The following is a 23552-nucleotide window of genomic DNA, read 5'->3' on the forward strand; positions in this document are numbered from 1 at the left end:
GGTCAGCCGGACGAGGCCGTGAGGTCGCCCCGGCGGGGTACGGCGAAGCTCTCCAGGTCGGCGCGGGTCAGGCCGGTGAGCCGGGCGACCTCGCCGGTGTCGAGGGCGCCGCAGTCCAGGCCCCGCAGCAGGTAGCCGCTGAGGGCCTTGGCGGTGGCGGGCTCGTCCATGACGTCGCCGCCGGCGCGGTTCGCGTAGCGGGCGAGTCGGGCGGACGCCTGCGCGAAGCCCTCGCGGTAGAAGGCGAAGACCGCCGCGTACCGGGTGGGAAGGTGGCCGGGGTGCATGTCCCAGCCCTGGTAGTAGGCGCGGGCCAGTGCGCGCCGGGTCAGGCCGTAGTGCAGCCGCCAGGCCGCGTGGACCTGTGCGGCCGGGCCGACCGGCAGCACGTTGGTGGAGCCGTCGCAGACCCGGACGCCGGTGCCGGCCGCGGCGACCTGCATGACGGCCTTGGCGTGATCGGCGGCGGGGTGGTCGCTCGCCTGGTGGGCGGCGGAGACGCCGAGACAGGCGCTGTAGTCGAAGGTGCCGTAGTGCAGCCCGGTGGCCCGGCCCTCGGCGGCCTGGATCATGCGGGCGACCGTGGCGGTGCCGTCGGCGGCGAGGATGGCCTGGCTGGTCTCGATCTGGATCTCGAACCCGAGCCGCCCGGGCCTCAGTCCGTGGGTCCGCTCGAAGGCCTCCAGGAGCCGGGCCATGGCCGTGACCTGCTCGGCGTACGTGACCTTCGGCAGTGTCAGGACCAGCCCGTCGGGCAGGCCGCCCGACGCGAGCAGGCCGGTGAGGAAGACGTCCAGGGTGCGGATGCCCCGGGCGCGGACGGGGGCCTCCATGCACTTCATGCGGATGCCGCTGTACGGGGGCGCCGTGCCCCGGGCGGACGCCTCGGCGAGCAGCCGGGCGGCGCGGGCCGCCGCCTGGTCCTCCTCGTCGTCGGGGCGCGGGCCGTAGCCGTCCTCGAAGTCGACGCGCAGGTCCTCCACCGGTTCACGTTCCAGCTTGGCGCGGACGCGTGCGTAGACGGGTTCGGCGAGGTCGTCGGCGAGACCGAGGACGGCGGCGAAGGAGGCGGCGTCGGGGGCGTGCGCGTCGAGCGCGTCGAGCGCGCGGTCGCCCCAGGAGCGGACGGTGTCGGCGGCGAAGGCGTCGCCGGGGACGTAGACGGTGTGGACGGGCTGGCGGGTACCGGGGTCGCCCGGGTAGAGGCGCTCCAGCTCGGCGTCGACCGGCGCGAGGGAGGCGCCGATCTCCTCGCCGACGGCGTCCGCGAGGCTGGTCGCCACCTTCTCGTGCTGCCCCATCCCACACCCTCCTGCTTTCCGCTGTACGGAATCAACAATCCGTTGAACGAAGCTATCGGTGGATCTTCCCGCGGGTCAACACCCCGGGGCGGGAGCCGGAACGGGACACGCCGAGGCCCCCGCGACCACGGGGGTCGCGGGGGCCTCGGCCGGTCCGGGCAGCCGGGGACCGTCAGCCCTTGCGGGTCTTGACCTCGTCGGTCAGCTGCGGGACGACGTCGAAGAGGTCGCCGACGACGCCGTAGTCGACCAGGTCGAAGATCGGGGCCTCGGGGTCCTTGTTGACGGCCACGATGGTCTTCGAGGTCTGCATGCCGGCCCGGTGCTGGATGGCGCCGGAGATGCCGTTGGCGATGTACAGCTGCGGCGAGACCGACTTGCCGGTCTGGCCGACCTGGTTGGTGTGCGGGTACCAGCCGGCGTCCACCGCGGCACGCGAGGCACCGACGGCCGCGCCGAGGGAGTCGGCGAGCGCCTCGATGATCGAGAAGTTGTCCGCGCCGTTCACACCGCGGCCGCCGGAGACCACGATCGCGGCCTCGGTCAGCTCCGGGCGGCCCGTGGACTCGCGCGGGGTGCGGCCGGTGACCTTGGTGCCGGTGGCCTGGTCCGAGAAGGTCACGGCGAGCGCCTCGACGGCACCGGCGGCCGGGGCGGCCTCGACGGCGGCCGAGTTCGGCTTGACCGTGATGACCGGGGTGCCCTTGGAGACACGGGACTTGGTGGTGTAGGACGCGGCGAACGCCGACTGGGTGGCCACCGGGCCCTCGTCGCCGGCCTCCAGGTCGACGGCGTCGGTGATGATGCCGGAGCCGATGCGCAGCGCCAGACGGGCCGCGATCTCCTTGCCCTCGGCGGAGGACGGGACCAGCACGGCGGCCGGGGAGACGGCCTCGACGGCGGCCTGCAGCGCGTCGACCTTCGGCACGACCAGGTAGTCGGCGTACTCGGCGGCCTCGTGCGTGAGGACCTTCACCGCACCGTGCTCGGCGAGGGTGGCGGCGGTGTCGCCGGCGCCGTTGCCCAGCGCGACCGCGACGGGCTCGCCGACGCGGCGGGCCAGGGTCAGCAGCTCCAGGGTGGGCTTGCGGACGGCGCCGTCCACGTGGTCGACGTAGACGAGAACTTCAGCCATGGGAATGGTTCTCCTAGCGGAATTGCGAAGTCTTGAGGGGCGGTCGGGTGCGCGGGGGCCCGATCGGGCCCGCGGCCCTTAGATGAACTTCTGGCTCGCGAGGAACTCAGCGAGCTGCTTGCCGCCCTCGCCCTCGTCCTTGACGATCGTGCCGGCGGTGCGGGCCGGACGCTCGGTCGCGGAGTCGACCTTCGTCCAGGCGCCCTCGAGACCGATCTCCTCGGCGTCGACGTCCAGGTCGCCCAGGTCCCAGGACTCCACCGGCTTCTTCTTGGCCGCCATGATGCCCTTGAAGGACGGGTAGCGGGCCTCGCCCGACTGGTCGGTGACCGACACGACCGCGGGGAGCGACGCCTCGAGCTGCTCGGAGGCCGCGTCGCCGTCCCGGCGGCCCTTGACGGTGCCGTCCTCGACGGAGACCTCGGAGAGCAGGGTGACCTGCGGGACGCCCAGGCGCTCGGCCAGCAGGGCCGGAACGACGCCCATGGTGCCGTCGGTGGAGGCCATGCCGGAGATCACCAGGTCGTAACCGGCCTTCTCGACGGCCTTGGCCAGCACCAGGGAGGTGCCGATGGCGTCGGTGCCGTGCAGGTCGTCGTCCTCGACGTGGATGGCCTTGTCGGCACCCATGGACAGGGCCTTGCGGAGTGCGTCCTTGGCGTCCTCCGGACCCACGGTCAGGACGGTGACCTCGGCGTCGTCCGCGTCCTCGGCGATCTGCAGCGCCTGCTCGACCGCGTACTCGTCGAGCTCGGAGAGCAGACCGTCCACGTCGTCGCGGTCGACGGTCAGGTCATCGGCGAAGTGCCGGTCGCCAGTGGCGTCGGGCACGTACTTCACAGTGACAACGATCCTCAAGCTCACGCCGGCTCTCCTACTGCATCGTCATTTCGGGGCTGCCTTCTTGCAGGCAGCATAGGCGCCTGAAGCGGCCGATCCCTGTTGGGGCGACCAGGCGCTCCGACCGGAATATTACTCGTCAGTACACCCAGTCCATTCCCGCTAAGCAAGCGCTTTGAACTGTGACCTTCGCAACGCAGCGTAACCGGAATCCGACGGGTGCACAGGAGGCGGGGGCGCGGGAACTCAGTCGCGCAGGCCGTTGAAACGGCCCTGGTGGTAGAGGAGCGGGCGCCCGGCGCCGGTGGGGTCGCCGAGGACGACCTCGGCGATCACGATGCGGTGCTCCCCGGCCGGAACCCGCGCCACGATCCGGCAGACCAGCCAGGCGAGGACGCCGTCCAGCACGGGCACGCCCTCGGGGCCCTCGCGCCAGGCGGTCCCCGGGCCGAAGCGGTCGGCGCCGCTGCGGGCGAAGAGTGCCGCGAGGTCCTGCTGGTGCTCGCCGAGTATGTGCACGCCGACGTGGTCGGCGCGGGAGACCACCGGCCAGCTGGAACCGCCGGTGCCGATGCCGAAGGAGAGCATCGGGGGCTCCGCGGACACGGAGCTCAGGGAGGTGGCCGTGAACCCGACGGGCCCGGCCGCACCGCCGGCCGTGACGACGGCGACGCCCGCCGCGTGCCGCCGGAAGACGGAGCGCAGCAGGTCCGGGGAGGCCAGGCGGACGCCGCCGAGGCCGGAGGGGGCCGTCATGCGGGGAGAAGGGGTTCCGAGGGCATGCGGTCAGGCTGACGAGAGGCGGCCTGCACAGTCAAGTGCATCCCGGCATCTGGGAGATGCCTCACCGTCATCTGCGGGGGCGTCACACAGCCTCCCCGAGGGCGGCGATGACGTCCGCCCGGCGCGGCTGCCCGGTGGCGCGCCGCACCTCCCGGCCGTCCGCGTCGAGGACGAGCACGGTGGGGGTGCGCAGGACGCCGAGCGCGCGCACGAGGTCGAGGTGCGCCTCGGCGTCGACCTCGACGTGCCGGACTCCGGGAACCATGGCCGCGACCTCGCCGAGGACCCGTCGAGTGGCCCGGCACGGAGCGCAGAAGGCGCTGGAGAACTGGACCAGCGTCGCCCGTTGGCCGAGTTCCTCGCCCAGGTCGCCCGCTCCGAGCCGCCTGCCCTCGTCGTGCCCGCGCACCCGCGCCCTCCTGTTCCGCCGCCGCGCGCCCGCACGCCACCGGTGCCGGTGCCGTGCCGTTCTTCCGGTTCCCGGATGGTCAGCGTCGGCACCCGCCCGAGGATTCCCGGCCCGTGCGCCGTTGCGCCGACGTGACGAGGATCTCGCCGCCGCCGGGCACGTGGGCTGGCCCCCCGGCCGTTCTTCGGGCACGATCTGCGAGATGCCGTAAACCTACGGCTCCGTAACTTCCGCCGGGGAACCCTCCGCCGGCAGAGAGAAGGGTCCGCCCCGCCCATGGCAGAGCTCGTCTACCGTCCCGTCATCGGTCTCGCCCGCACGATGTTCAAGGTGTGGGACCTCAAGATCGACTGCAAGGGTACGGAGAACATCCCGCGCTCGGGCGGCGCCGTGCTGGTGAGCAACCACATCAGCTACCTGGACTTCATCTTCGACGGCCTGGCGGCTCTCCCGCAGAAGCGGCTGGTCCGCTTCATGGCCAAGGACTCCGTCTTCCGGCATCGGATCTCCGGTCCGCTGATGCGGGGCATGAAGCACATCCCGGTGGACCGCACGCAGGGCGAGGCGGCCTACGCGCACGCCCTGGACTCGCTGCGCTCGGGCGAGATCGTGGGTGTGTTCCCCGAGGCCACGATCTCGCAGTCCTTCACCCTGAAGAGCTTCAAGTCGGGTGCCGCGCGCCTCGCGCAGGAGGCCGGGGTGCCGCTGATCCCCATGGCCCTGTGGGGCACGCAGCGCCTGTGGACCAAGGGGCACCCGCGCAACTTCAGGCGCAGCCACACCCCGATCACCATCCGGGTGGGCGAGGCCGTCGAAGCCCCCCGCGACCAGTACGCGGGCGCGATCACCCGGCGCCTGCGCGAGCGCGTGCAGGAACTGCTGGACGCCGCCCAGCGCGCGTACCCGGTCCGTCCGAAGGGCGCGGAGGACAGCTGGTGGATGCCCGCCCACCTGGGCGGCTCGGCCCCCACCCCCGAGCAGCTGCGCACGGCCGAGGCGCTCTGACCGCCTCCGGCTCGCCCGCGCCCGGGCTCCGGCCCGGGCGCGCCCGCGGAGGGCATTGCGGCGGCGGCGCCGCCTGCGCGGCTACGCGGCCGGCCGCACCGCGATCCGGGCGCCGGGGCTGAACTTCTCCAGCAGCTCCGCCAGTTCGGCGGCCGCCGCCTCCACCTCGGCGACCGGCATCGGCGCGAGGCTCTCCACCAGGAAGAGGCCGGAGACGGTCTCCTCGGTCAGCCGGGTGCGCGGGCCCTGGCGCCAGTTCCAGCGCCGGCAGGTCACCCCGGCCTCGTCGCACCAGACCACCTCGCCCGCGTCGGGATGCTCGACGGCCTCCTCGCCGCCCGCCACGGTCACGAAGTCCTCGTCCCCGGCTGCGCGCACCAGCCGCATCCCGCCCCGGATCCGGTCGAGGTCCTCCCCGCCGACGGGGATCAGGTGGGCGACGCTGACGGCGTTGTAGAGGTCGACCAGCAGGTTGATGCGGGGCAGCCCGCCGTCCGCCAGCGCCCTCCTGGCCAGGGCCTCGGCGGAGTTCCGGGTGCGGGAGGGCTTGGAGCCGAAGGCGGTGTAGACCTCGCGCCAGGCGGCCATGTGCCGGTCCTCGTGCGGAGCGCGTCCGCCCAGGCGGGCGGCGAGACGGCGGGCCGCGTCGTCGAGCAGGTCGGAACTCGCCTGACTGCTGGGCCCGTTGACGAGGCCGTGCGCCTCGATCGCCACATGGGCGAAGCCGGGCGCGAGAACACGCACCTCGTCGGACACGGTCAGGGTGAGGGTCATGGCCTGCCTCGGAGTTCACTGGGGGCGTCGAGCAGCGGGGAGGCCGCTCCGGCGCCACCCGCGGGGACAGCCGGTACGACCGACCCGATGTCCAGCGTACAGGACTCCACAGTCCAACCCATTGGACTGGCATCGGAGCAGAGCATACGGATCCGGACCCGGCGCAGGGTGTGCCGGGTCCGGATCGGGCCGCACCGGACCGCGGCGGGGCAGCGGTCCGGGCGGGAAAGCGCGTGACGTGGCCGCTAGCGCGCCATCTCCTCCTTGAGGGCTGCCAGGAACGCGTCGACGTCGTCCTCCGTGGTGTCGAAGGCGCACATCCAGCGGACCACGCCCGCGGCCTCGTCCCAGAAGTAGAAGCGGAAGCGCTCCTGCAGGCGCACGGAGACGTCGTGCGGGAGGCGGGCGAAGACGCCGTTGGCCTGCACCGGGTGGAGGATGTCGACGCCGTGCACCGCGCGGACGCCCTCCGCAAGCCGCTGCGCCATCTCGTTGGCGTGGCGGGCGTTGCGCAGCCACAGGTCCTTGGCAAGCAGCGCCTCCAGCTGGACCGACACGAAGCGCATCTTGGAGGCGAGCTGCATGGACATCTTGCGCAGGTGCTTCATGTGCCGGACGGCGTCCTGGTTGAGGACGACGACCGCCTCGGCCCCCAGGGCGCCGTTCTTCGTCCCGCCCAGCGAGAGCAGGTCGACGCCGACCGCGTTGGTGAAGGTCCGCAGGGGGACGTCCAGGGACGCGGCCGCGTTGGCGATCCGGGAACCGTCCACGTGCACCCGCATGCCGCGGGCGTGCGCGTGCTCGCAGATCGCACGGATCTCGCCGGGCGTGTAGAGGGTGCCCAGCTCGGTGCTCTGGGTGATCGAGACCACCTGGGGCATGGCCCGGTGCTCGTCCTCCCAGCCCCAGGCCTGCCGGTCGATCAGCTCGGGGGTGAGCTTGCCGTCCGGCGTGGGCACGGTGAGCAGCTTCAGGCCGCCCATCCGCTCCGGGGCGCCGCCCTCGTCGACGTTGATGTGCGCGCTCTCGGCGCAGATCACCGCGCCCCAGCGGTCGGTGACCGCCTGGAGCGCGACGACGTTGGCGCCGGTGCCGTTGAAGACCGGGAAGGCCTCGGCGGTGGCACCGAAGTGGCTGCGGACGATCCGCTGGAGGTTCTGCGTGTACGCGTCCTCGCCGTACGCGACGTCGTGCCCGCCGTTGGCCACGGCGATAGCGGCGAGCACCTCGGGGTGGACGCCGGCGTAGTTGTCGCTGGCGAAACCGCGGACCTCGGGGTCGTGGTGGCGACGCGCGTCGGTCTTGGCAGGGTTCACGGCTTCTCGGTGAGCCACAGACGGTTTCCGTTCACTTCCGCGGCGGGCTGGTCCCAGACTCCGGCGATGGCCTCGGCCAGGTCCTTGACGTCCGTGAAGCCCGCGAACTTCGCGTTGGGGCGCTCGGCGCGCATCGCGTCGTGCACCAACGCCTTCACCACCAGGATCGCAGCCGCGGACGACGGGCCCTGCTCGCCCCCGGCCTTGCGGAAGTCGTCCGCCATGGCGAGCGTCCACGCCTCGGCGGCGGCCTTGGCGGCGGAGTACGCGGCGTTGCCGGCGGTGGGCCTGCTCGCCCCGGCCGCGCTGATCAGCACGTACCGGCCGCGGTCGCTGCGCTGCAGCGCGTCGTGGAAGGCGAGGGAGGTGTGCTGCACGGTGCGCACCAGCAGCTTCTCCAGCAGGTCCCAGTCGCCGAGGTCGGTCGTGCCGAAGCTCTTGCCTCCGCGCCAGCCGCCGACGAGGTGGACCACGCCGTCGACCCGGCCGAAGTCCTTCTCGATGCGGCCGGCCCACTCGCGGACCGACTGCAGGTCGAGCAGGTCGACGGTCTCGCCGACGACGGTCGCGCCACCCTTGGCGTACCGGGCCGCGTCGACGGCCTCCGCGAGCCGCTGCGGGTCGTTGTCCGAACCGACGACGGTCGCGCCCGCCTCGGCGAGCCGCAGCAGTGCCGCCCGGCCGGCGGGTCCCCCCGCGCCGGCCACCGCGATCACCGCACCGCTCAGTGCCCCGTTGCCGTTCCCCACCATGGTCTCCTCCCGAGCAGTCTGGGTGCGGTCGCTCACGCGGCGATCCGCTCGGCGCCGTCCGCGGTGATGCCCTTCGTGGAGGCGATCACGTGCTTCAGCTTCTTGGACAGTGCCTCGTAGAACATGCTCAGCGGAAACTCGTCGGGAAGCACGTCGTCCACGAGCTTGCGCGGCGGCAGGCTCAGGTCGAGGGCATCGGGGCCCTTGGCCCACTTGGAGCCCGGGTGCGGGGCGAGGAAGCCGGAGACCAGCTCGTAGCCCGCGAACCAGTGGACCAGCTTGGGGCGGTCGATGCCGTCGCGGTACAGCTTCTCGATGTCGGCGCAGAGGTGGTTGGTGACCTCGGGGGCGCGCTGCCAGTCGATGAACAGCTTGTTGTCCGTCCAGCGCACGACGTCGTGCTTGTGGAGGTAGGCGAAGAGCAGCTGGCCGCCCAGGCCGTCGTAGTTGCGCACCCGCTCGCCGGTCACCGGGAAGCGGAACATGCGGTCGAAGAGCACCGCGTACTGCACGTCGCGGGCCTGCGGGACACCGTCGGCCTCCAGCGCGACCGCCTCCCTGAAGGCGGTGAGGTCGCAGCGCAGCTCCTCCAGGCCGTACATCCAGAACGGCTGGCGCTGCTTGATCATGAAGGGGTCGAAGGGCAGGTCGCCGTGGCTGTGGGTGCGGTCGTGGACCATGTCCCAGAGCACGAACGCCTCTTCGCAGCGCTTCTGGTCGTGCACCATCGCGGCGATGTCCTCGGGCAGCTCCAGGCCCAGGATGTCCACGGCGGCCTCCGTGACACGGCGGAAGCGGGCGGCCTCGCGGTCGCAGAAGATGCCACCCCAGGAGAATCGTTCCGGCGCCTCGCGCACGGCGATCGTCTCGGGGAAGAGCACGGCGGAGTTGGTGTCGTAGCCGGCCGTGAAGTCCTCGAACGTGATGCCGCAGAACAGCGGGTTGTCGTAGCGGGTGCGCTCCAGCTCGGCCAGCCAGTCGGGCCAGACCATGCGCAGGACGACCGCCTCGAAGTTGCGGTCGAGGTTGCCGTTCTGCGTGTACATCGGGAAGACGACCAGGTGCTGCAGGCCGTCCTCGCGCCCGGCGGCGGGCTGGAAGGCCAGCAGCGAGTCGAGGAAGTCCGGGACCTGGAAGCCGTCGGTCGCCCAGCGGCGCAGGTCGGCGGCGAGCGCCTCGTGGTAGGCGGCGTCGTGCGGCAGCAGCGGGGCCAGCTCACCGACGGCCCCGATCATCCGCTCCACGGCGAGCTCGGCGTCCGTGCGGTCCGGGGCGCCCTCGGCCGTGAAGTCGATGGAGCCGTCCTTCGACTGCCATGGCCGGATCTGCTCCACGGCATCCTTGAGCACGGGCCACGCCGGGTGCTCCACCACCCTGGTCGCGGGAGGAAGCTGCCCCTCCGGGCCCACCGGCACAAGAATTTCCGTCATATCCCATCCTCCACGGGAGAAGCTCGCGTATGGAGACCGTATACATACGAGCTTTCACCCAGCAAGAGGGGCTGCGGGAAATTATTCTGCCCCCACCCATCTTCGCCGCTCATTTTCCTGCCAGACGCCCGTAAGACAGCCGCCTACCCGCGACAGCCGGGGCGACACGCCCCTACCCCGGCATGGGATGGATCACAGACGGTTTCCGGTCATGCGAGAGCGGACCGGGGCGCGCGCCCCGGCCCCGGGGCGCCCACCGGCGGGCAGCCGTCAACCCCCGCCTGGCCGCGCCCACCCCCGGGTGACCGCGGCACCGGGCGCGTCCCCGCCACCTCCCGGCCGTCACCCCTCTGCTCCGTGTACGCGCGGAGCCATCGCCGGTCCCGGCGGTTAGGCTGCGGCACTGTCGCGCGGACGGAGTCCGTCCGGTCCCCGCGCACACCGAGCCGCCGTCGACGGAAGCGAGTTGAACCTTGAACTTCCTTACCCTCGGTCATCGCGGAGTCATGGGCGTCGAGCCCGAGAACACCCTCCGTTCCTTCGTCGCCGCCGAGCAGGCCGGCCTCGACGTGATCGAACTCGACCTGCACCTGAGCAAGGACGGCGCCCTCGTCGTCATGCACGACGCGGAGGTGGACCGCACGACCGACGGAACCGGCGCCGTCGCCGACAAGACCCTCGACGAGCTGCGCGCCCTGGACGCGGGCCACGGCGAGCGGATCCCGGTCTTCGACGAGGTCCTCGACGCGGTGCGGGCGCCGCTCCAGGCGGAGATCAAGGACGTGTCCGCAGCCCGGGCGCTGGCCGAGGTGATGAAGCGGCGGGACCTCGTGTCGCGGGTGGAGGTCTCCTCCTTCCACGACGAGGCGATCGCGGAGATCGCCCGCCTGGTGCCCGGCGTGCGCACGGCGCTCGTCGCCAGCCGCTACGGCACCGACGTCGTCGCACGCGCGACCGCCGCCGGGGCGGCCACCGTCTGCCTGAACATCCGCCGCCTCACGCTGGAGGTCGTGGAGCAGGCGCGCGAGGCGGACCTCAGGATCATCGGATGGGTGGTGAACAGCCTGGACCAGCTGCGCCTCGTGCGCGCCCTGGAGCTGGACGGGGCGACCACCGACTACCCGGAGATCAGGCGCACGGGACGCTTCACCGCGTAGCCGGGTCCGCGGGGCCGTCCGTCAGTTCCTTGACCAGCAGCTCGAACTGCAGGTCGTCGCGCCGGGGGATGCCGAAGCGCTCGTCGCCGTACGGGAAGGGGCTCATGCGTCCCGTACGGCGGTAGCCGCGGCGCTCGTACCAGGCGATCAGGTCGTCCCGCACGGAGATCACGGTCATGCGCATCTCCCGCACGCCCCACGTGCGCCGGGCCCGGCGCTCCGCCTCGGCGATGATCGCCTTGCCCAGGCCCGCTCCCTGGAGCCCCGGGCTCACCGCGAACATGCCGAAGTAGGCGTGGTCGCCGCGGTGCTCGAGCTGGCAGCAGGCGACCACGCGGCCGTCGCACTCCACGGTCAACAGCCGGCTGTCGGCCGAGCCGATCACGGCGCGGACGCCCTCGGGGTCGGTGCGCTGCCCTTCGAGGATGTCCGCCTCGGTGGTCCACCCCGCCCGGCTGGCGTCCCCGCGGTACGCCGACTCGATCAGCGCGACGAGGGTGCCGACGTCGGCGTCGGTGGCGTCGCGGAAGGTCGGTCCGGTGGCGGTCTCCATGGGCGGGGCCTTTCGGTGCTCGGACACGGCGGGGCAGCCACGAGGGTATCGCCGCCGCCCGCGCCGCCCTCCGGGCGGTGGGGGCTCCGGGACGGTACGGCCTCCGGGGTACGGCACGGCGCCGCCCGGCGCGGAAGACCGGGCCGGGCGGGACGCAGGCCCTAAGCTCCGCCTGCATGGTGCACGTACTCAGCAGCAGGACCCTGATCCGCCCGACCGACCCCGAGCGCTCCCGCGCCTTCTACGGCAGGCAGCTGGGCCTCGCCGTCCACCGCGAGTTCGGCACGGGGGACGAGCGGGGCACGGTGTACTTCCTGGGCGGCGGCTTCCTGGAGGTGTCGGGGCGGTCGGACGTCCCGGGGTCCCCCGCCGTCCGGCTGTGGCTCCAGGTCGAGGACCTGGCCGCCGCCCACGACGAGCTGCGGGCGCAGGGCGTGGAGATCACCCGTCCGCCTCTGCGCGAGCCGTGGGGCCTGATCGAGATGTGGATCGCGGACCCGGACGGCACGCCCGTCGTGCTGGTGGAGGTGCCGGCGGAGCATCCGCTGCGGTTCCGTCCGGAGATCTAGGGGCCGCCCCGTCCGGCTGGAGCCGGGGGAGGCAGGAGGGGCCGCGGACCCGCCGTGCTGCCCGTGCGGCTCCGGCTGGCCGCTGTCAGTGACCGGGGCTAGCGTGCTGGTGGGTGGGTCGGATCGGCGTTTCCGGAGGAGTGCCATGAAGTTCGACAGGCCGGTGATCGGCGGCCCCTGCTGGGCGGAGCTCGGGACGAGCGACCTGGAGGCGGCCAAGCGGTTCTACGCGGAGGTCTTCGGCTGGAGCACCCGGACCGACGCCCGGCTCGAAGCGGGCGGCTACACCAGGGCGTACCTGGGCGACGCCTCGGTCGCGGCGATCACCCCGCTGTACCAGCCGTCACAGCCGGTCGCCTGGAACGTCTCCTTCGCCGTCGCGGACGCCGACGAGACCGCGAACAAGGTGGCGGAGACCGGCGGCACGGTGATCCACGGGCCGATGGACGTCTTCGACGAGGGCCGTTTCGCGGTGGCCCTGGACCCGGGCGGCGCCGCCTTCCAGGTGTGGCAGGCCAAGGAGTTCACGGGCGCCGGTGTGTTCAACGCGCCGGGTTCGCTGGGCTGGGTGGAGCTGGCCACGCGGAACGTGGAGCGGGCCCGGAGGTTCTACACCACGGTGTTCGGCTGGAGCGTGAACGCCTCGGAGTGGTACACGCAGTGGGGGCTGCACGGCGAGGACTTCGGCGGCGTCCGGGCGATGGGCGACCGCTTCCCCGCCGACGTGCCCCCGCACTGGCTGCCGTACTTCGCCGTGGAGGACGTGGACGCGACGACGGACGTGGCCCTGCGTCACGGCGCCAAGGCGCTGCTGGAGCCCACCGAGGCGGAGGGCCCGCGGATCGCGGTGCTGCGGGACCCGCAGGGTGCGGCCTTCGGGATCTACCAGGCCCGCGAGGAGTGAGGCGCGGGCCGCGGCACCCGGCGTGCGGCCCCGTGCGCCCGGCGCGCGGGCCGACTCAGAAGCGCACGGCGCCCGGCCGTCCCTCCAGCCGGACGAGCAGCTCCCCCAGCAGCCCGGCCAGCCCGTCCTGGGCGCCCTGGTCCACGCCGGACAGGACGGCCCGCTCGTAGGCGAGCTGATCCGGCAGGACCGCGTCGACGAGGTCGCGGCCTGCGTCCGTGAGACGGACGTGGGCGACCCTGCGGTCCCGGTCGTCGCCCCGCCGGTCGACCAGAGCCCGCTCGGTCAGCTGCTTGAGGCGCTTGGTGACGGCCGCCCCGGAGGAGAAGGTCTCCCGGGCCAGCTCGCTCGGGGTGAGTTCGCGGCCGGTGCGCCGCAGCGCGCCGAGCAGGTCGAACTCGGCGCGGCTCAGCCCGGCCCGGCGCAGCGGCGCGTCCTCGGCCTGCTGGAGCAGCGCGGCGCAGCGGTTGATCCGGCCGATGATCTCCATGGGTCCGGTGTCCAGGCCGGGATGGACGGCCCGCCACTGCCCGACGACCGCGGCGACGGTGTCGACCGGGACGTCCTCTCCCCCGCCGCCCGTCCGGGTGTCCGGTCGGGTGTCGTCCGCGGCCGCCTCGCCGCCCGCCGGCTCTCCCTTGCTCGCCGTCATGGGCGTGCGTCCTCCGTCGTCGCGTCCGTGCCTGCCGGGACGTGCAGTCCCCGGCGGCGCACTGTCGCCGCGAGCGTACGGTGTCCGGAGGCCTCGGCGAGCACGACCCGCTCCAGGGGCAGCGCGCGTTGCCACCACTCGCCGGAGGCGGCGTCGGCCGTGGCGCGCAGTTCGGCGAGCGCGGCGGCCAGGCCCCGGCGGGCGGACCCCAGCGCGGCGGGTGCGGGCACCGGTTCGGCGAGCACCCGGGCGGCGTGCTCGCGGGCCCGGTCGGCGGCCGCCAGGGCGTGCTCGATCCGGCCGCCGGCGCGCCGGTTGGTGACGGCGACGGCGGCCACGAAGCCGACGAGCGCACCGATCACGGTGTCCAGGGCGCGCTGGCCGATCAGCTCCCCCGTCGCCCCGGGGCCGGCGAACTCGGTGATGAGGAGCGCCATCGGGGTCACGCTGACACTGCCGAGCCAGTAGTTGCGGCCGATGAGTGCCTCCGCCCCGAAGTTGAACGCCAGGCAGCACAGGACCAGGGCGGCCCCCGAGGTGTGCGCGAGCGGGGCGACCGCGGCGAAGACCAGCACGCCGAGGAGGTTGCCGACGACGCGCTGGACGCCGCGGCTCCAGGTGAGGGTGACGTTGGCCTGGTAGAGGGAGGCGGCGGTCACCAGGGCCCAGTAGGGGCGGCCCACCCCGAGGGCGAGCGACGCGTACCCGGCGAGCGCGCAGCCGACGGCGGTGCGCACCGCGATCGGGGCGAGCGGGCCGAGGCGGCTGCGCCGGGGCCGGTGCGGGGCGGTGGCCTCGGCCTCCATGCCGAGGAGTTCCTCGGCCGCCGCGCCCGTCGCGCGGGGCCGCGGGACCGGTCCGGTGCCACGTAGCTCCCGCGCCCAGGACCGCAGGGTGCGGGGGTCGGTGTCGGCGGGAGCGGCCAGCGCGACCTCGGCGCGGACGACCAGGTGTTCCAGGGCGTGCCGGGTCCCGGTGGGGGGTCCGGCGGACAGCAGTGTCTGCCAGGCGGCCTGGACGGCGGCGGCCGCGGCGGCGCGGGTGCGCTCCCGGTCCCCGCCGGTGCCGTGGGCGGCCGCGTGGGCGGCGGCGGTGTACAGGGCGTGCGCGGTGGCCCGGCGTTCGGGGCCGTCCGGGCGCAGGAGCCCGGGTGCCATGCCGACCAGCCAGGACCAGGCGCCCGCCGCCAGCGCCAGGGCCAGATGGCCGGGGACCTGGCCGGGCTGCTGCGGGAGGAACAGCGCGGCGGAGGTGACGAAGGTGAGCACCACGTTCCCCGGCGGGCCGAGGCGGGTGGCGTCGCACAGCGCCTTCTGCACCGCGGCCATCAGGGCGCCGACGGTGACGAGGACGACCGCGTCCCCGGTGAGGGAGGCGGTGAGGAGGGCGAGCGCCAGTCCTCCGGCCATGGCGAGGACCACCAGGGCGAGCACCCGGGCCCGGGCGGCGTAGGGCCGGTTGTGGGCGTAGAGGGCGCAGAGCGAGCCGGCCATGGTGTACGCGGCCAGGTCCAGGCGGCCGAGCGCGAGCAGGGCCAGATTGGGCGGTGCGACCGAGGCGACCACGCTCAGCGCGGGCTTGAACCAGATGTCGCAGGGGCGCCCGAGGCGGAGCACACCGGCGAGCGGCAGTCGCCGGACGGGCGGATTGGTGGGGGTGCGGGACGCACTGCTCATGGAAAAAGCTTAGCAGGTGTTTTACTCGTAAATATTTTGCCCGGTCGCCCGAGCTGCCGCGCTCCCCCGGATGCCCCCCGTGTACACCCGTGCGCTTGCGTGCGCGCCGCACGCCCCGGGCATCCCCTGACCGACCGGCCGCAGCGCGGCGGACCGGCACCGTCGAACGGGGAGGTGGGCGTGCACGCACCGGCTTCGCCCGGCTGGCTGCTCGTCGCAGTGTGCGCGGCGACCGGGGCCTACTGCCTGCTGCGGATGCGCAGCGGCGTCGAGGAGCAGCGAAGGGCCGCGGGCGGCGAGGCCCTGATGGGCTTCGGCATGGCCGCCATGGCCGTGCCCGCCGGGGTGTTCACCCCGCCCGCGTGGGCCTGGCCCGCCTACGCGGCGGTCTTCGCGGCGGCCGGGCTCCGCGCCCTGTGGGCGGCTCGGCGCGACGCACACCACCTGCACCACCTCGTCGGCACGGCCGCGATGGTCTACATGGCCGTGGTGATGGCCTCCTCCCCCGGCTCGCACCACCATGAGCACGGCGGGTCGGGACTGCCGCTCGTCACCGGCGCGCTGCTGCTCTACTTCACGGGATACGTGCTGCTGTCCGGGGTCCGGCTGGTGCCCGCCGGCGCCGCGTCCGCCGCGGGCGGGGCCCCCGGGTGGGGCGACCGTCCGGAGTTGGCGCGGGCGTGCCGGCTGTCGATGGGGATCGGGATGGTCGCCATGCTGCTCGCGATGTGAGGCCCGGGGGAACCCGGGGGGAAAGGGAGTTGGGGCTGACTCGGCGTCTCCCCGGGGCACGGTGGGGCCGCGCACACGGCACCGCGCGGGTCCGCCGGGGAGGACAGGGCCGTCCCGGTCCGTGGTCTGCGTCACTTGCCCGGCGGAGCCGTACCCTGCGGCGGCGGCCGCTCATAGGGTGCTCGCATGATGGTCCCCGCGGTCCTGCTGCTGCTCGGCGCCCTGACCGCCGTGGCCGCCCCCCGGCTGCTGGCGCGCGCCGACTGGGCGGACCGCGAACCGGTGCTCGCACTGTGGACGTGGCAGTGCGCCGTGGCCGCCGTCCTGCTGTGCTGCGCGCTGTCGATGACGCTGAGCGCGGCGGCCGCCTGGCAGGCGGTGCGCGGTCATGTCTTCGCCACGGCACCCCGTGCGGTGGTCGAGGCCTATGCGCTCGGCGCGGCCGGCCCGTGGGCCGCGACCACCGCGGTGGCCCTGGCCGGGGGCGGGGCCTGGACCGCCGCGATGCTCGTCCGCGAGATCGTCCGGGCCCGGGCACGGCGCCGGCTGCGGCGGGCCGAACTCCTCGTCCGCGCGCCCTTGCTGCCTGGCGAGATCCCCGGCGCGGACCGGCTCGTGGTGCTGGAGGGCGAGCGGCCGGACGCATGGTGGCTGCCGGGGGCGCCGCCCCGGCTCGTGGTCACGACGGCCGCCCTGCGCCGCCTGAAGGGACGGCAGCTCGACGCCGTCCTCGCCCACGAGCAGGGGCACGCGCAGGCACGACACGACTGGCTGCTGCACTGCGCGGCCGCACTGGCGGGCGGCTTCCCGCGGGTGCCGGTCTTCGCCGCGTTCCGCGACGAGATGCACCGCCTGGTGGAGCTGGCCGCCGACGACATGGCCTCGCGCCGTTTCGGCCGGCTGACGACCGCGCTGGCACTGGTCGAACTCAACGAGGACCGGGGCGCGTTCGGACCCAGTCCCACCCCGCAGGCCCATGTGCCGCACCGGGTGGACCGGCTGCTCGCGCCCCCGGACCGGCTCACGGCGGCCCGGCGACTGCGGCTGACCGCGGCCGCGTCCCTGGTGCCGGTGATTCCGTTGCTGGTGGCGGTGGTCCCGGCGCTGCGCGCCCTCGGCTGACGGACGGCCCGGATCCCCCGGCCGGCGACGCGTTCGGGCCCCGCGCACCCCGGGCGTCCGTCTAGGATCACCCGCATGGCCGCTGTCCTCTTCGACTTCTCCGGCACCCTCTTCCGCGTCGAATCCACCGAGTCCTGGCTGCGCGCCGTGCTCGACGATGCCGAACTGCACATGGGCGAGGAGGAGTTGCGTTCGGCGGCGCAGGCCCTGGAGGCGGCGGGGGCGCTGCCCGGGGGCGTGCACCCGACCCGGATCCCGGAGCAACTCGCGGACCTGTGGAGGGACAGGGACCGCAGCGCCGAGCTGCACCGGGCGGCCTTCACCGCGGTCTCCCGCCAAGTCGCCCTGCCGGCGGAGGCGTTGCACGACGCCCTGTACGACCGGCACATGACCCCGGCCGCCTGGACCCCGTACCCCGACACCGCCGAGGTGCTGCGCGCGCTGCGGGACCGGGGCGTCGCCGTCGGCGTGGTGAGCAACATCGGGTGGGACCTGCGCCCGGTCTTCCGCGCCCGCGGGATGGACGCGTACGTGGACACGTACGTCCTGTCGTACGAGCACGAGATCCAGAAGCCCGATCCGCGCCTGTTCCGTCTGGCCTGCGAGGCGCTCGGCGCGGCGCCCGGGGAGACGCTGATGGTGGGTGACGACCGCCGCGCCGACGGCGGTGCGGCCGCTCTCGGCTGCGCGGTGCACTTCGTCGACCACCTGCCGGTCGCCGAGCGCCCGGACGCGCTGCGACCGGTGCTCGACCTGGCGGGGCGGAGCGCGGACCGCCTGACACCACCGGGAAAGCAGTAGCCTGAGGCAACCACAAGACGGAGAAGTGCCCGCCTCGGACGATCCCCCGTGTCGCCCGAGGCGGGACGGCAGCACGAAGTGACCCCTGGAAGGGGTCGCTCCGGTACACGTTGAGTATAGTTGGCTGGCAGCCAGTCAACGCAGGAGTTCCAGGATGTCCCCGCGCAGCGCCTCGGTCAACGAAGAGTTGCGGCGGCGTTCCCGTGAACGGCTCCTGCAGGCCGCGGTGGAGCTGGTCAACGACCGCGGCTACGACGCCACGACCCTCGGTGACATCGCCGACCGGGCCGGTTCGGCGCGCGGCCTGGTCTCGTACTACTTCCCCGGCAAGCGCCAGCTCGTCCAGTCCGCCGTGCACCGGCTGATGCACCGCACCCTGGAGGAGGCGCTGGAGCGCGAGCCCCGCACCGACGACGGGCGCGAGCGCATGGCACGCGCCATCGACGCGATCCTGGGGCTCGCCCGGGACCGGCCGGTGCTGATGCGGCAGCACATGGCGGGCATCCTGCAGGCCGAGGGGTTCGTGCAGTGCCCCGAGCAGCAGCGCCTGTCGCAGTTGCTGGGGGACACCGTCGCCCGGCACGGGTCGCGGGACGTCGACATCGACTACCCGACCCTGCGTGCGCTCCTGATGGGCGCGGTGTTCGCGGCCCTCGTCCCGGGGGCGCCGATGCCGGTGCCGTTGCTGCGGGCGGAGCTGTTCCGGCGCTACCGGCTCGACTGGGAGATGGGCCTGCCGGCCCCCGCGGAGGTGCCGCACCCGGCCGGGGAGCAGGACCTGTCGCGCTTCTTCGCCCCCGACCGGCCCGACGCGGACCCGTCCCCGGTGGACTGAGACCACGCGCGGACGCCCGGAGCGTGCCTCCGGGTGCCACGGCCGCGACACGCGACGGCCCCGGCGCGCGAGCTCTCCCGGGGCGGGCCCGGCGGTGCGATGCTGGAGCCACCAGCGACCTCCTCTGATCCGTCGGGGTAAGGAGTTCCGCCGTGCTGCGTGTCGCCGTCGTCGGCTCGGGGCCGAGCGGGTGCTACACCGCTCAGGGCCTCGTCCAGCAGGACCCCTCGGTGCGCGTCGACGTCCTCGACCGGCTGCCGTGCCCGTACGGACTCGTGCGCTACGGCGTCGCACCCGACCACGAGAAGATCAAGTCCCTGCAGAACAACCTGCGGGCGGTCCTGGAGCACGAGCGGGTCCGGTTCCTCGGCGGGGTGCGGGTGGGCGGTCCCGGCGGCCTGCCGGTCGACCGGCTGCGCCGTCTGTACCACGCGGTCGTGTACTGCGTGGGCGCCTCCACCGACCGCCATCTCGGGATCCCCGGGGAGGACCTGCCGGGGAGTTGGTCGGCGACGGAGTTCGTCTCCTGGTACAGCGCCCACCCCGACGCCGTCGACGGCGGCTTCGTGCGCGACGCACGGTCCGCGGTCGTCATCGGCGTGGGGAACGTCGCCGTGGACGTCACCCGCATGCTGGCCCGCACTCCCGCCGAACTGACCGGCACCGACATGCCCCAGGCGGCGCTGAGCGCGCTGGCCGCCGGCCGGGTGACGGAGATCCACATGGTGGGCCGGCGCGGCCCCTCGCAGGCCCGGTTCACCACCAAGGAACTGCGCGAGCTCGGCGGCCTGCCCGACACCGACGTGCTCGTCGACCCGGCGGAGCTGGCGCTCGATCCGGCGTACACGGACCCGGCGGCGCTGCCCGCGGCCCAGCGCCGCAACGTGGAGGTGCTGCGGAACTGGGCGGTGTCCCGCCCGACGGGAGCCGGCCGGCGAATCCGGCTGCGCTTCCACCTGCGGCCGGTGGAGATCCTCGCCTCGGAGGGACGGGTCGCCGCAGTGCGGTTCGAACGGACGGCCCCGGACGGGCTCGGCGGGGTGCGCGGGACCGGGCGGTACGAGGACGTCGCGGCGCAGCTGGTGCTGCGCTCGGTGGGGTACCGCGGGGTGCCGCTGGAGGGGCTGCCCTTCGATCCGGCGACCGGGACCGTGCCCCAGCGGGAGGGGCGGGTCCTGCGCGACGGCGCGGTCGCACCGGGCGAGTACGTGGCCGGCTGGATCAAGCGGGGTCCGACGGGGGTCATCGGCACCAACCGGCCGTGCGCCAAGGAGACGGTGGCGTCGCTGCTCGCCGACGCCCCCGGGCTCATCCACGGCCCGGTCCCCGCGGACTCCCTGGCAGCGCTGCGGGCCGAGGGCGCCGAGCCGGTCGAGTGGGCGGGCTGGCTGGCCATCGAGCAGGCAGAGGCGGCACTCGGCGCCTCCCTGGGACGCAAGGTGGTCAAGCTGCCGGACTGGGACTCGCTCATGGCGGCGGCGCGCACGGCGGCACGCTGAACCCTGCGGGGCGGACGGGGACGACACGGCCTTGCCGCCCGGGCGGACGGCCTCGACGCCGGGCGCACTGCCGAAGCGGGTGGGCGCTGCGGCCGGTTCGGGCGGCCGGACGGCGGATTCGAGCGGTGGGACCGCGGGTTCGGGTGGTGCCGGCTGGGCAGGACACACGGCGGCAACCGTCCGGACATCAACAGACTGTGCAAGCGCCCTACGGTCACGTGCAGTTCGCGTCGCCCCACCCGCCCGCCGCCCAGGAGTGTGCCCATGGCCACGACCACCCCCGTGCATCCCGTCGACGAGGTTCCGCCCCTGCCGCGGCTCGCGGTCTTCGGACTGCAGCACGTGCTCGCGATGTACGCGGGCGCCGTCGCCGTGCCGCTCATCGTGGGCGGCGCGATGAAGCTGTCCCCGTCCGACCTGGCGTACCTGATCACCGCCGACCTTCTGGTGTGCGGCGTCGCCACGCTCATCCAGTGCGTCGGCTTCCGGGGCTTCGGCGTCCGGCTGCCGATCATGCAGGGCTGCACCTTCGCCGCCGTCTCGCCGATGGTGCTCATCGGCACGACGGGGGGCGGGCTGCCCGCCGTCTACGGTGCCGTGATCGTGGCCGGTCTCGCCATCATGCTGCTGGCGCCGCTGTTCGGCCGGCTGCTGCGGTTCTTCCCGCCCCTGGTCACCGGCACGGTCATCCTCGTCATCGGCGTCTCGCTGCTTCCGGTGGCGGGCAACTGGGCGGCCGGGGGCGTCGGTTCGAAGGACTTCGGCGCCCCGCGCAACCTGGCCCTGGCCGCCTTCGTGCTGGCAGTGGTGCTGGGGGTGCAGCGGTTCGCCCCGGCCTTCCTGGGCCGGGTCGCGGTGCTGACCGGCATCGCCGTGGGACTCGCGGTGGCGGTGCCGTGCGGGTTCACCGACTTCGGCGGGGTCCGCGATGCAGGCTGGGTGGGCATCAGCACGCCCTTCCACTTCGGCACGCCCGTCGTGCACGCCGCCGCCGTGGTGTCGATGCTGGTCGTGGCGCTGGTGACCATGACCGAGACGACCGGCGACCTGATCGCGGTGGGGGAGCTGACCGGACGTTCCGTCGCCCCGCGCGCGCTCGCCGACGGCCTGCGGGCCGACGGCCTGTCCACCGTCCTCGGCGGGATCTTCAACACCTTCCCGTACACGGCGTACGCCCAGAACGTCGGCCTCGTGGGCATGACCCGGGTGCGCAGCCGCTGGGTCGTCGCGGCGGCCGGCGGCATCCTGGTGGTCCTCGGCCTGCTGCCGAAGCTGGGCGCGGTGGTCGCCGCGATCCCGGCGCCGGTGCTGGGCGGTGCCGGGCTGGTGATGTTCGGGACCGTCGCCGCGAGCGGGCTGCGCACCCTGGGCCAGGTCGACCTCAAGGACACCGGCAACGCGACCGTGGTGGCCGTGTCGGTGGCGGTCGGGCTGCTGCCGGTGGGCGTCCCGACGGTCTACGCGAAGTTCCCCGACTGGTTCCAGACCATCATGAACAGCGGCATCAGCGCCGGCTGCCTGACCGCGATCGTGCTCAACCTGCTCTTCAACCACCTGCCCTCACGCGGCGCGTCAGCTCCCGCCGAGACGGACGGCCTGCCGCCCGGCGGCGGCCAGGAGGCAGTCGAGTAGTCCGGGGAAGAGGCCGTCCAGTTCCTCCCGGCGCAGGGCGTTCCGCTTGGTCGTGCCCCGGTAGACCTGCCGGATCACCCCGCTCTCCCGGAGCACCCGGAAGTGGTGCGTCGTGGTCGACTTGGTGACCGGCAGGTCGAAGTGCGAGCAGGAGAGCGCCCCGCCGTCCGCGGCCAGCTCGCGGACGATCCGCAGGCGCAGCGGATCGGAGAGCGCGTGGAGGACGTCCTCCAGCCGGATCTCCTCCCGCGCGGGGTGCGGGAGGTCGCGGCCGCCGGCAGCGACGGCGGTCGGGGTGGTGGTCACGGCGGCTCCCTTTCGGACGAGGCCCTCGGCCCTCATATTACGAGAACCATCGTAGTTTGACACACGCCGTACTACGAGGGCTATCGTACGACTCGGCCAACGGCCCCGTGCCGACCCGTGACGAAGGGAGTCCGCCGTGAGCGCGCTCTTCGAGCCCTTCACCCTGCGCGAAGTGACCATCCCCAACCGGGTGTGGATGCCCCCGATGTGCCAGTACTCGGCCGAGCCGGAGGGCCCCGCGGCGGGTGTCCCGAACGACTGGCACTTCGCCCACTACGCGGCGCGGGCGGCCGGCGGCACCGGTCTGATCGTCGTCGAAGCGACGGCCGTGTCGCCCGAGGGCCGCATCTCGCCCTACGACCTCGGCCTCTGGAACGACACCCAGACCGAGGCGTTCCGCAGGATCACCGGCTTCCTGAGGGCCCAGGGCACGGTGCCCGGGATCCAGCTCGCGCACAGCGGCCGCAAGGCGTCCACCGAGCGGCCGTGGCGGGGCGGGGCGCCGATCGGGGCCGACGCACACGGCTGGCAGCCGGTGGCGCCGAGTCCGGTGGCCTTCGCCGACGGGCACCCCGTCCCCGACGAGCTGACCGCCGAGCAGATCGCCGAGGTCGTGGACGCGTTCGCGGCCGCCGCGCGGCGGGCACTCGACGCCGGGTTCGACGTCGCCGAGATCCACGGCGCCCACGGCTACCTCATTCACGAGTTCCTCTCCCCGCACTCCAACCATCGCACCGACGCCTACGGCGGCTCGTACGACAACCGCGCCCGCTTCGCCCTGGAGGTCGTCGACGCGGTGCGGGCGGTGTGGCCCGAGGACAAGCCGCTGTTCTTCCGCGTCTCCGCCACCGACTGGCTGGAGGGGGACGGCTGGACGGCCGACGACACGGTCCGCCTCGCCGCCGACCTGCACGCCCACGGGGTCGACCTGCTCGACGTCTCCACCGGCGGCAACGCCACGGGCGTCCGCATTCCCACCGGACCCGGCTACCAGGTGCCGTTCGCCGCGCGGGTGCGGGCCGAGACGGCGATGCCGGTGGCCGCGGTCGGCCTCATCACCGAGGCGGAGCAGGCCGAGAAGATCGTCGCCAACGGCGAGGCCGACGCGGTCCTGCTGGGCCGCGAGCTGCTCCGCAGTCCGTCCTGGGCACGGCACGCTGCGGGCGAACTGGGCGCCGGGGCACGGGTGCCGGAGCAGTACCACCGGTCGGTCTGAGCCCGGGGCCGGGGGCCGTGCGGCGCGCGGACCGGGAGCCGGCCCGAACCCGGACGGGCGGCGGTCCGGGCCCGTGCGGGCTCCTGGCCGGGCCGGTCCTCGGCCGGGCCGGACCACGCCCGCTCCGCCTCGCCAAGAATTCCGGCCCTCGGG

General features: G+C 73.8%; 24 protein-coding genes. 11 read left to right on the forward strand and 13 right to left on the reverse strand.

What is annotated here, in order from left to right; genetic code table 11:
* Window positions 1-2: 2 nt before the first annotated feature.
* The 5 genes from P3H78_RS11925 to P3H78_RS11945 form a co-directional block, all read right to left on the reverse strand.
* Complete coding sequence (locus P3H78_RS11925) at window positions 3-1301, reverse strand: DUF6986 family protein (protein WP_276108889.1); 1299 nt, start codon at window positions 1299-1301, stop codon at window positions 3-5.
* A 172-nt stretch (window positions 1302-1473) separates the two neighbouring features.
* Complete coding sequence (locus P3H78_RS11930) at window positions 1474-2436, reverse strand: electron transfer flavoprotein subunit alpha/FixB family protein (protein WP_276108890.1); 963 nt, start codon at window positions 2434-2436, stop codon at window positions 1474-1476.
* Between the two features lie 78 nt (window positions 2437-2514).
* Window positions 2515-3300 (reverse strand): electron transfer flavoprotein subunit beta/FixA family protein, encoded by a 786-nt coding sequence (locus P3H78_RS11935; RefSeq protein ID WP_276108891.1) that lies wholly within the window; start codon window positions 3298-3300, stop codon window positions 2515-2517.
* Between the two features lie 222 nt (window positions 3301-3522).
* Window positions 3523-4032 (reverse strand): flavin reductase family protein, encoded by a 510-nt coding sequence (locus P3H78_RS11940; RefSeq protein ID WP_276108892.1) that lies wholly within the window; start codon window positions 4030-4032, stop codon window positions 3523-3525.
* A 109-nt stretch (window positions 4033-4141) separates the two neighbouring features.
* Window positions 4142-4468, reverse strand: coding sequence for a TlpA family protein disulfide reductase (locus P3H78_RS11945; RefSeq protein WP_276108893.1), 327 nt, complete (start codon window positions 4466-4468; stop codon window positions 4142-4144).
* Window positions 4469-4744: 276 nt separating this feature from the next.
* On the opposite strand from P3H78_RS11945, the gene P3H78_RS11950 reads away from it, so the two are divergent.
* Window positions 4745-5473: a lysophospholipid acyltransferase family protein gene (locus P3H78_RS11950; protein ID WP_276108894.1), complete on the forward strand. Its 729-nt coding sequence runs from the start codon at window positions 4745-4747 to the stop codon at window positions 5471-5473.
* 81 nt (window positions 5474-5554) lie between these two features.
* Here the strand turns inward: P3H78_RS11950 and P3H78_RS11955 are convergent, their stop codons facing one another.
* The 4 genes from P3H78_RS11955 to P3H78_RS11970 all read right to left on the reverse strand — a co-directional run bounded on the left by P3H78_RS11955 (window position 5555) and on the right by P3H78_RS11970 (window position 9745).
* Entirely contained in the window at window positions 5555-6247 is a 693-nt protein-coding gene (locus tag P3H78_RS11955; protein WP_276108895.1) for a B3/B4 domain-containing protein, read from the reverse strand.
* A 245-nt stretch (window positions 6248-6492) separates the two neighbouring features.
* Window positions 6493-7563, reverse strand: coding sequence for a threonine aldolase family protein (locus P3H78_RS11960; RefSeq protein ID WP_276108896.1), 1071 nt, complete (start codon window positions 7561-7563; stop codon window positions 6493-6495).
* Complete coding sequence (locus P3H78_RS11965) at window positions 7560-8315, reverse strand: SDR family NAD(P)-dependent oxidoreductase (protein ID WP_276109226.1); 756 nt, start codon at window positions 8313-8315, stop codon at window positions 7560-7562. The genes P3H78_RS11960 and P3H78_RS11965 overlap by 4 nt, the downstream gene beginning before the upstream one ends.
* A gap of 32 nt (window positions 8316-8347) precedes the next feature.
* The gene (locus P3H78_RS11970; protein ID WP_276108897.1) at window positions 8348-9745 is read right to left on the reverse strand and encodes a DUF6421 family protein; all 1398 of its coding nucleotides are present in this window, start codon (window positions 9743-9745) and stop codon (window positions 8348-8350) included.
* A 473-nt stretch (window positions 9746-10218) separates the two neighbouring features.
* Between P3H78_RS11970 and P3H78_RS11975 the strand changes: the two genes are divergently transcribed.
* A complete protein-coding gene (locus P3H78_RS11975) occupies window positions 10219-10902 on the forward strand; it encodes a glycerophosphodiester phosphodiesterase (protein ID WP_276108898.1) in 684 nt (227 codons plus the stop codon).
* Here the strand turns inward: P3H78_RS11975 and P3H78_RS11980 are convergent.
* Window positions 10892-11455, reverse strand: coding sequence for a GNAT family N-acetyltransferase (locus tag P3H78_RS11980; protein ID WP_276108899.1), 564 nt, complete (start codon window positions 11453-11455; stop codon window positions 10892-10894). The genes P3H78_RS11975 and P3H78_RS11980 overlap by 11 nt on opposite strands.
* 176 nt (window positions 11456-11631) lie before the next feature.
* Between P3H78_RS11980 and P3H78_RS11985 the strand changes: the two genes are divergently transcribed.
* Together P3H78_RS11985 and P3H78_RS11990 are read left to right on the forward strand one after the other, a co-directional pair.
* Window positions 11632-12024 carry a VOC family protein gene (locus P3H78_RS11985; RefSeq protein WP_276108900.1) on the forward strand — a complete coding sequence of 131 codons (393 nt, stop codon included), beginning with the start codon at window positions 11632-11634 and terminating at the stop codon, window positions 12022-12024.
* 145 nt (window positions 12025-12169) lie between these two features.
* Entirely contained in the window at window positions 12170-12928 is a 759-nt protein-coding gene (locus P3H78_RS11990; RefSeq protein ID WP_276108901.1) for a VOC family protein, read from the forward strand.
* A gap of 55 nt (window positions 12929-12983) precedes the next feature.
* Here the strand turns inward: P3H78_RS11990 and P3H78_RS11995 are convergent, their stop codons facing one another.
* Complete coding sequence (locus P3H78_RS11995) at window positions 12984-13580, reverse strand: MarR family winged helix-turn-helix transcriptional regulator (RefSeq protein ID WP_276108902.1); 597 nt, start codon at window positions 13578-13580, stop codon at window positions 12984-12986.
* Window positions 13577-15256, reverse strand: coding sequence for an FUSC family protein (locus P3H78_RS12000; protein WP_276108903.1), 1680 nt, complete (start codon window positions 15254-15256; stop codon window positions 13577-13579). Before P3H78_RS12000 ends, P3H78_RS11995 begins: the two co-directional genes overlap by 4 nt.
* Before the next feature lie 180 nt (window positions 15257-15436).
* On the opposite strand from P3H78_RS12000, the gene P3H78_RS12005 reads away from it, so the two are divergent.
* From P3H78_RS12005 to P3H78_RS12030, 6 genes are all read left to right on the forward strand, one after another.
* Window positions 15437-15988 carry a DUF5134 domain-containing protein gene (locus tag P3H78_RS12005; RefSeq protein ID WP_276108904.1) on the forward strand — a complete coding sequence of 184 codons (552 nt, stop codon included), beginning with the start codon at window positions 15437-15439 and terminating at the stop codon, window positions 15986-15988.
* A gap of 186 nt (window positions 15989-16174) precedes the next feature.
* The gene (locus P3H78_RS12010) at window positions 16175-17110 is read left to right on the forward strand and encodes a M56 family metallopeptidase (protein WP_276108905.1); all 936 of its coding nucleotides are present in this window, start codon (window positions 16175-16177) and stop codon (window positions 17108-17110) included.
* Between the two features lie 75 nt (window positions 17111-17185).
* On the forward strand, window positions 17186-17911 hold the full coding sequence (locus P3H78_RS12015; RefSeq protein WP_276108906.1) for an HAD family hydrolase: 726 nt from the start codon (window positions 17186-17188) through the stop codon (window positions 17909-17911).
* Between the two features lie 154 nt (window positions 17912-18065).
* Entirely contained in the window at window positions 18066-18746 is a 681-nt protein-coding gene (locus tag P3H78_RS12020; protein WP_276108907.1) for a TetR/AcrR family transcriptional regulator, read from the forward strand.
* A 152-nt stretch (window positions 18747-18898) separates the two neighbouring features.
* Window positions 18899-20245, forward strand: coding sequence for an FAD-dependent oxidoreductase (locus P3H78_RS12025; protein ID WP_276108908.1), 1347 nt, complete (start codon window positions 18899-18901; stop codon window positions 20243-20245).
* A gap of 264 nt (window positions 20246-20509) precedes the next feature.
* On the forward strand, window positions 20510-21877 hold the full coding sequence (locus P3H78_RS12030) for a nucleobase:cation symporter-2 family protein (protein WP_276108909.1): 1368 nt from the start codon (window positions 20510-20512) through the stop codon (window positions 21875-21877).
* Here the strand turns inward: P3H78_RS12030 and P3H78_RS12035 are convergent.
* Window positions 21818-22183, reverse strand: coding sequence for an ArsR/SmtB family transcription factor (locus P3H78_RS12035; protein WP_276108910.1), 366 nt, complete (start codon window positions 22181-22183; stop codon window positions 21818-21820). The two genes, P3H78_RS12030 and P3H78_RS12035, sit on opposite strands and share 60 nt — an antisense overlap.
* A gap of 136 nt (window positions 22184-22319) precedes the next feature.
* Between P3H78_RS12035 and P3H78_RS12040 the strand changes: the two genes are divergently transcribed.
* Entirely contained in the window at window positions 22320-23399 is a 1080-nt protein-coding gene (locus P3H78_RS12040) for an NADH:flavin oxidoreductase/NADH oxidase (protein WP_276108911.1), read from the forward strand.
* Window positions 23400-23552: the final 153 nt, after the last annotated feature.

This window comes from Streptomyces tropicalis (genome assembly GCF_029269835.1).
GTDB lineage: Bacteria > Actinomycetota > Actinomycetes > Streptomycetales > Streptomycetaceae > Streptomyces > Streptomyces tropicalis.

What these genes read in the sequence shown, in the direction of transcription:
- P3H78_RS11925 (WP_276108889.1), bottom strand. Translation starts at nt 1,301, where the DNA reads ATGGGGCAGCACGAGAAGGTGGCGACCAGCCTCGCGGACGCCGTCGGC.
- P3H78_RS11930 (WP_276108890.1), bottom strand. Translation starts at nt 2,436, where the DNA reads ATGGCTGAAGTTCTCGTCTACGTCGACCACGTGGACGGCGCCGTCCGC.
- P3H78_RS11940 (WP_276108892.1), bottom strand. Translation starts at nt 4,032, where the DNA reads ATGACGGCCCCCTCCGGCCTCGGCGGCGTCCGCCTGGCCTCCCCGGAC.
- P3H78_RS11950 (WP_276108894.1), top strand. Translation starts at nt 4,745, where the DNA reads ATGGCAGAGCTCGTCTACCGTCCCGTCATCGGTCTCGCCCGCACGATG.
- P3H78_RS11955 (WP_276108895.1), bottom strand. Translation starts at nt 6,247, where the DNA reads ATGACCCTCACCCTGACCGTGTCCGACGAGGTGCGTGTTCTCGCGCCC.
- P3H78_RS11965 (WP_276109226.1), bottom strand. Translation starts at nt 8,315, where the DNA reads ATGGTGGGGAACGGCAACGGGGCACTGAGCGGTGCGGTGATCGCGGTG.
- P3H78_RS11970 (WP_276108897.1), bottom strand. Translation starts at nt 9,745, where the DNA reads ATGACGGAAATTCTTGTGCCGGTGGGCCCGGAGGGGCAGCTTCCTCCC.
- P3H78_RS11980 (WP_276108899.1), bottom strand. Translation starts at nt 11,455, where the DNA reads ATGGAGACCGCCACCGGACCGACCTTCCGCGACGCCACCGACGCCGAC.
- P3H78_RS11985 (WP_276108900.1), top strand. Translation starts at nt 11,632, where the DNA reads ATGGTGCACGTACTCAGCAGCAGGACCCTGATCCGCCCGACCGACCCC.
- P3H78_RS11990 (WP_276108901.1), top strand. Translation starts at nt 12,170, where the DNA reads ATGAAGTTCGACAGGCCGGTGATCGGCGGCCCCTGCTGGGCGGAGCTC.
- P3H78_RS11995 (WP_276108902.1), bottom strand. Translation starts at nt 13,580, where the DNA reads ATGACGGCGAGCAAGGGAGAGCCGGCGGGCGGCGAGGCGGCCGCGGAC.
- P3H78_RS12000 (WP_276108903.1), bottom strand. Translation starts at nt 15,256, where the DNA reads ATGAGCAGTGCGTCCCGCACCCCCACCAATCCGCCCGTCCGGCGACTG.
- P3H78_RS12010 (WP_276108905.1), top strand. Translation starts at nt 16,175, where the DNA reads ATGATGGTCCCCGCGGTCCTGCTGCTGCTCGGCGCCCTGACCGCCGTG.
- P3H78_RS12015 (WP_276108906.1), top strand. Translation starts at nt 17,186, where the DNA reads ATGGCCGCTGTCCTCTTCGACTTCTCCGGCACCCTCTTCCGCGTCGAA.
- P3H78_RS12020 (WP_276108907.1), top strand. Translation starts at nt 18,066, where the DNA reads ATGTCCCCGCGCAGCGCCTCGGTCAACGAAGAGTTGCGGCGGCGTTCC.
- P3H78_RS12030 (WP_276108909.1), top strand. Translation starts at nt 20,510, where the DNA reads ATGGCCACGACCACCCCCGTGCATCCCGTCGACGAGGTTCCGCCCCTG.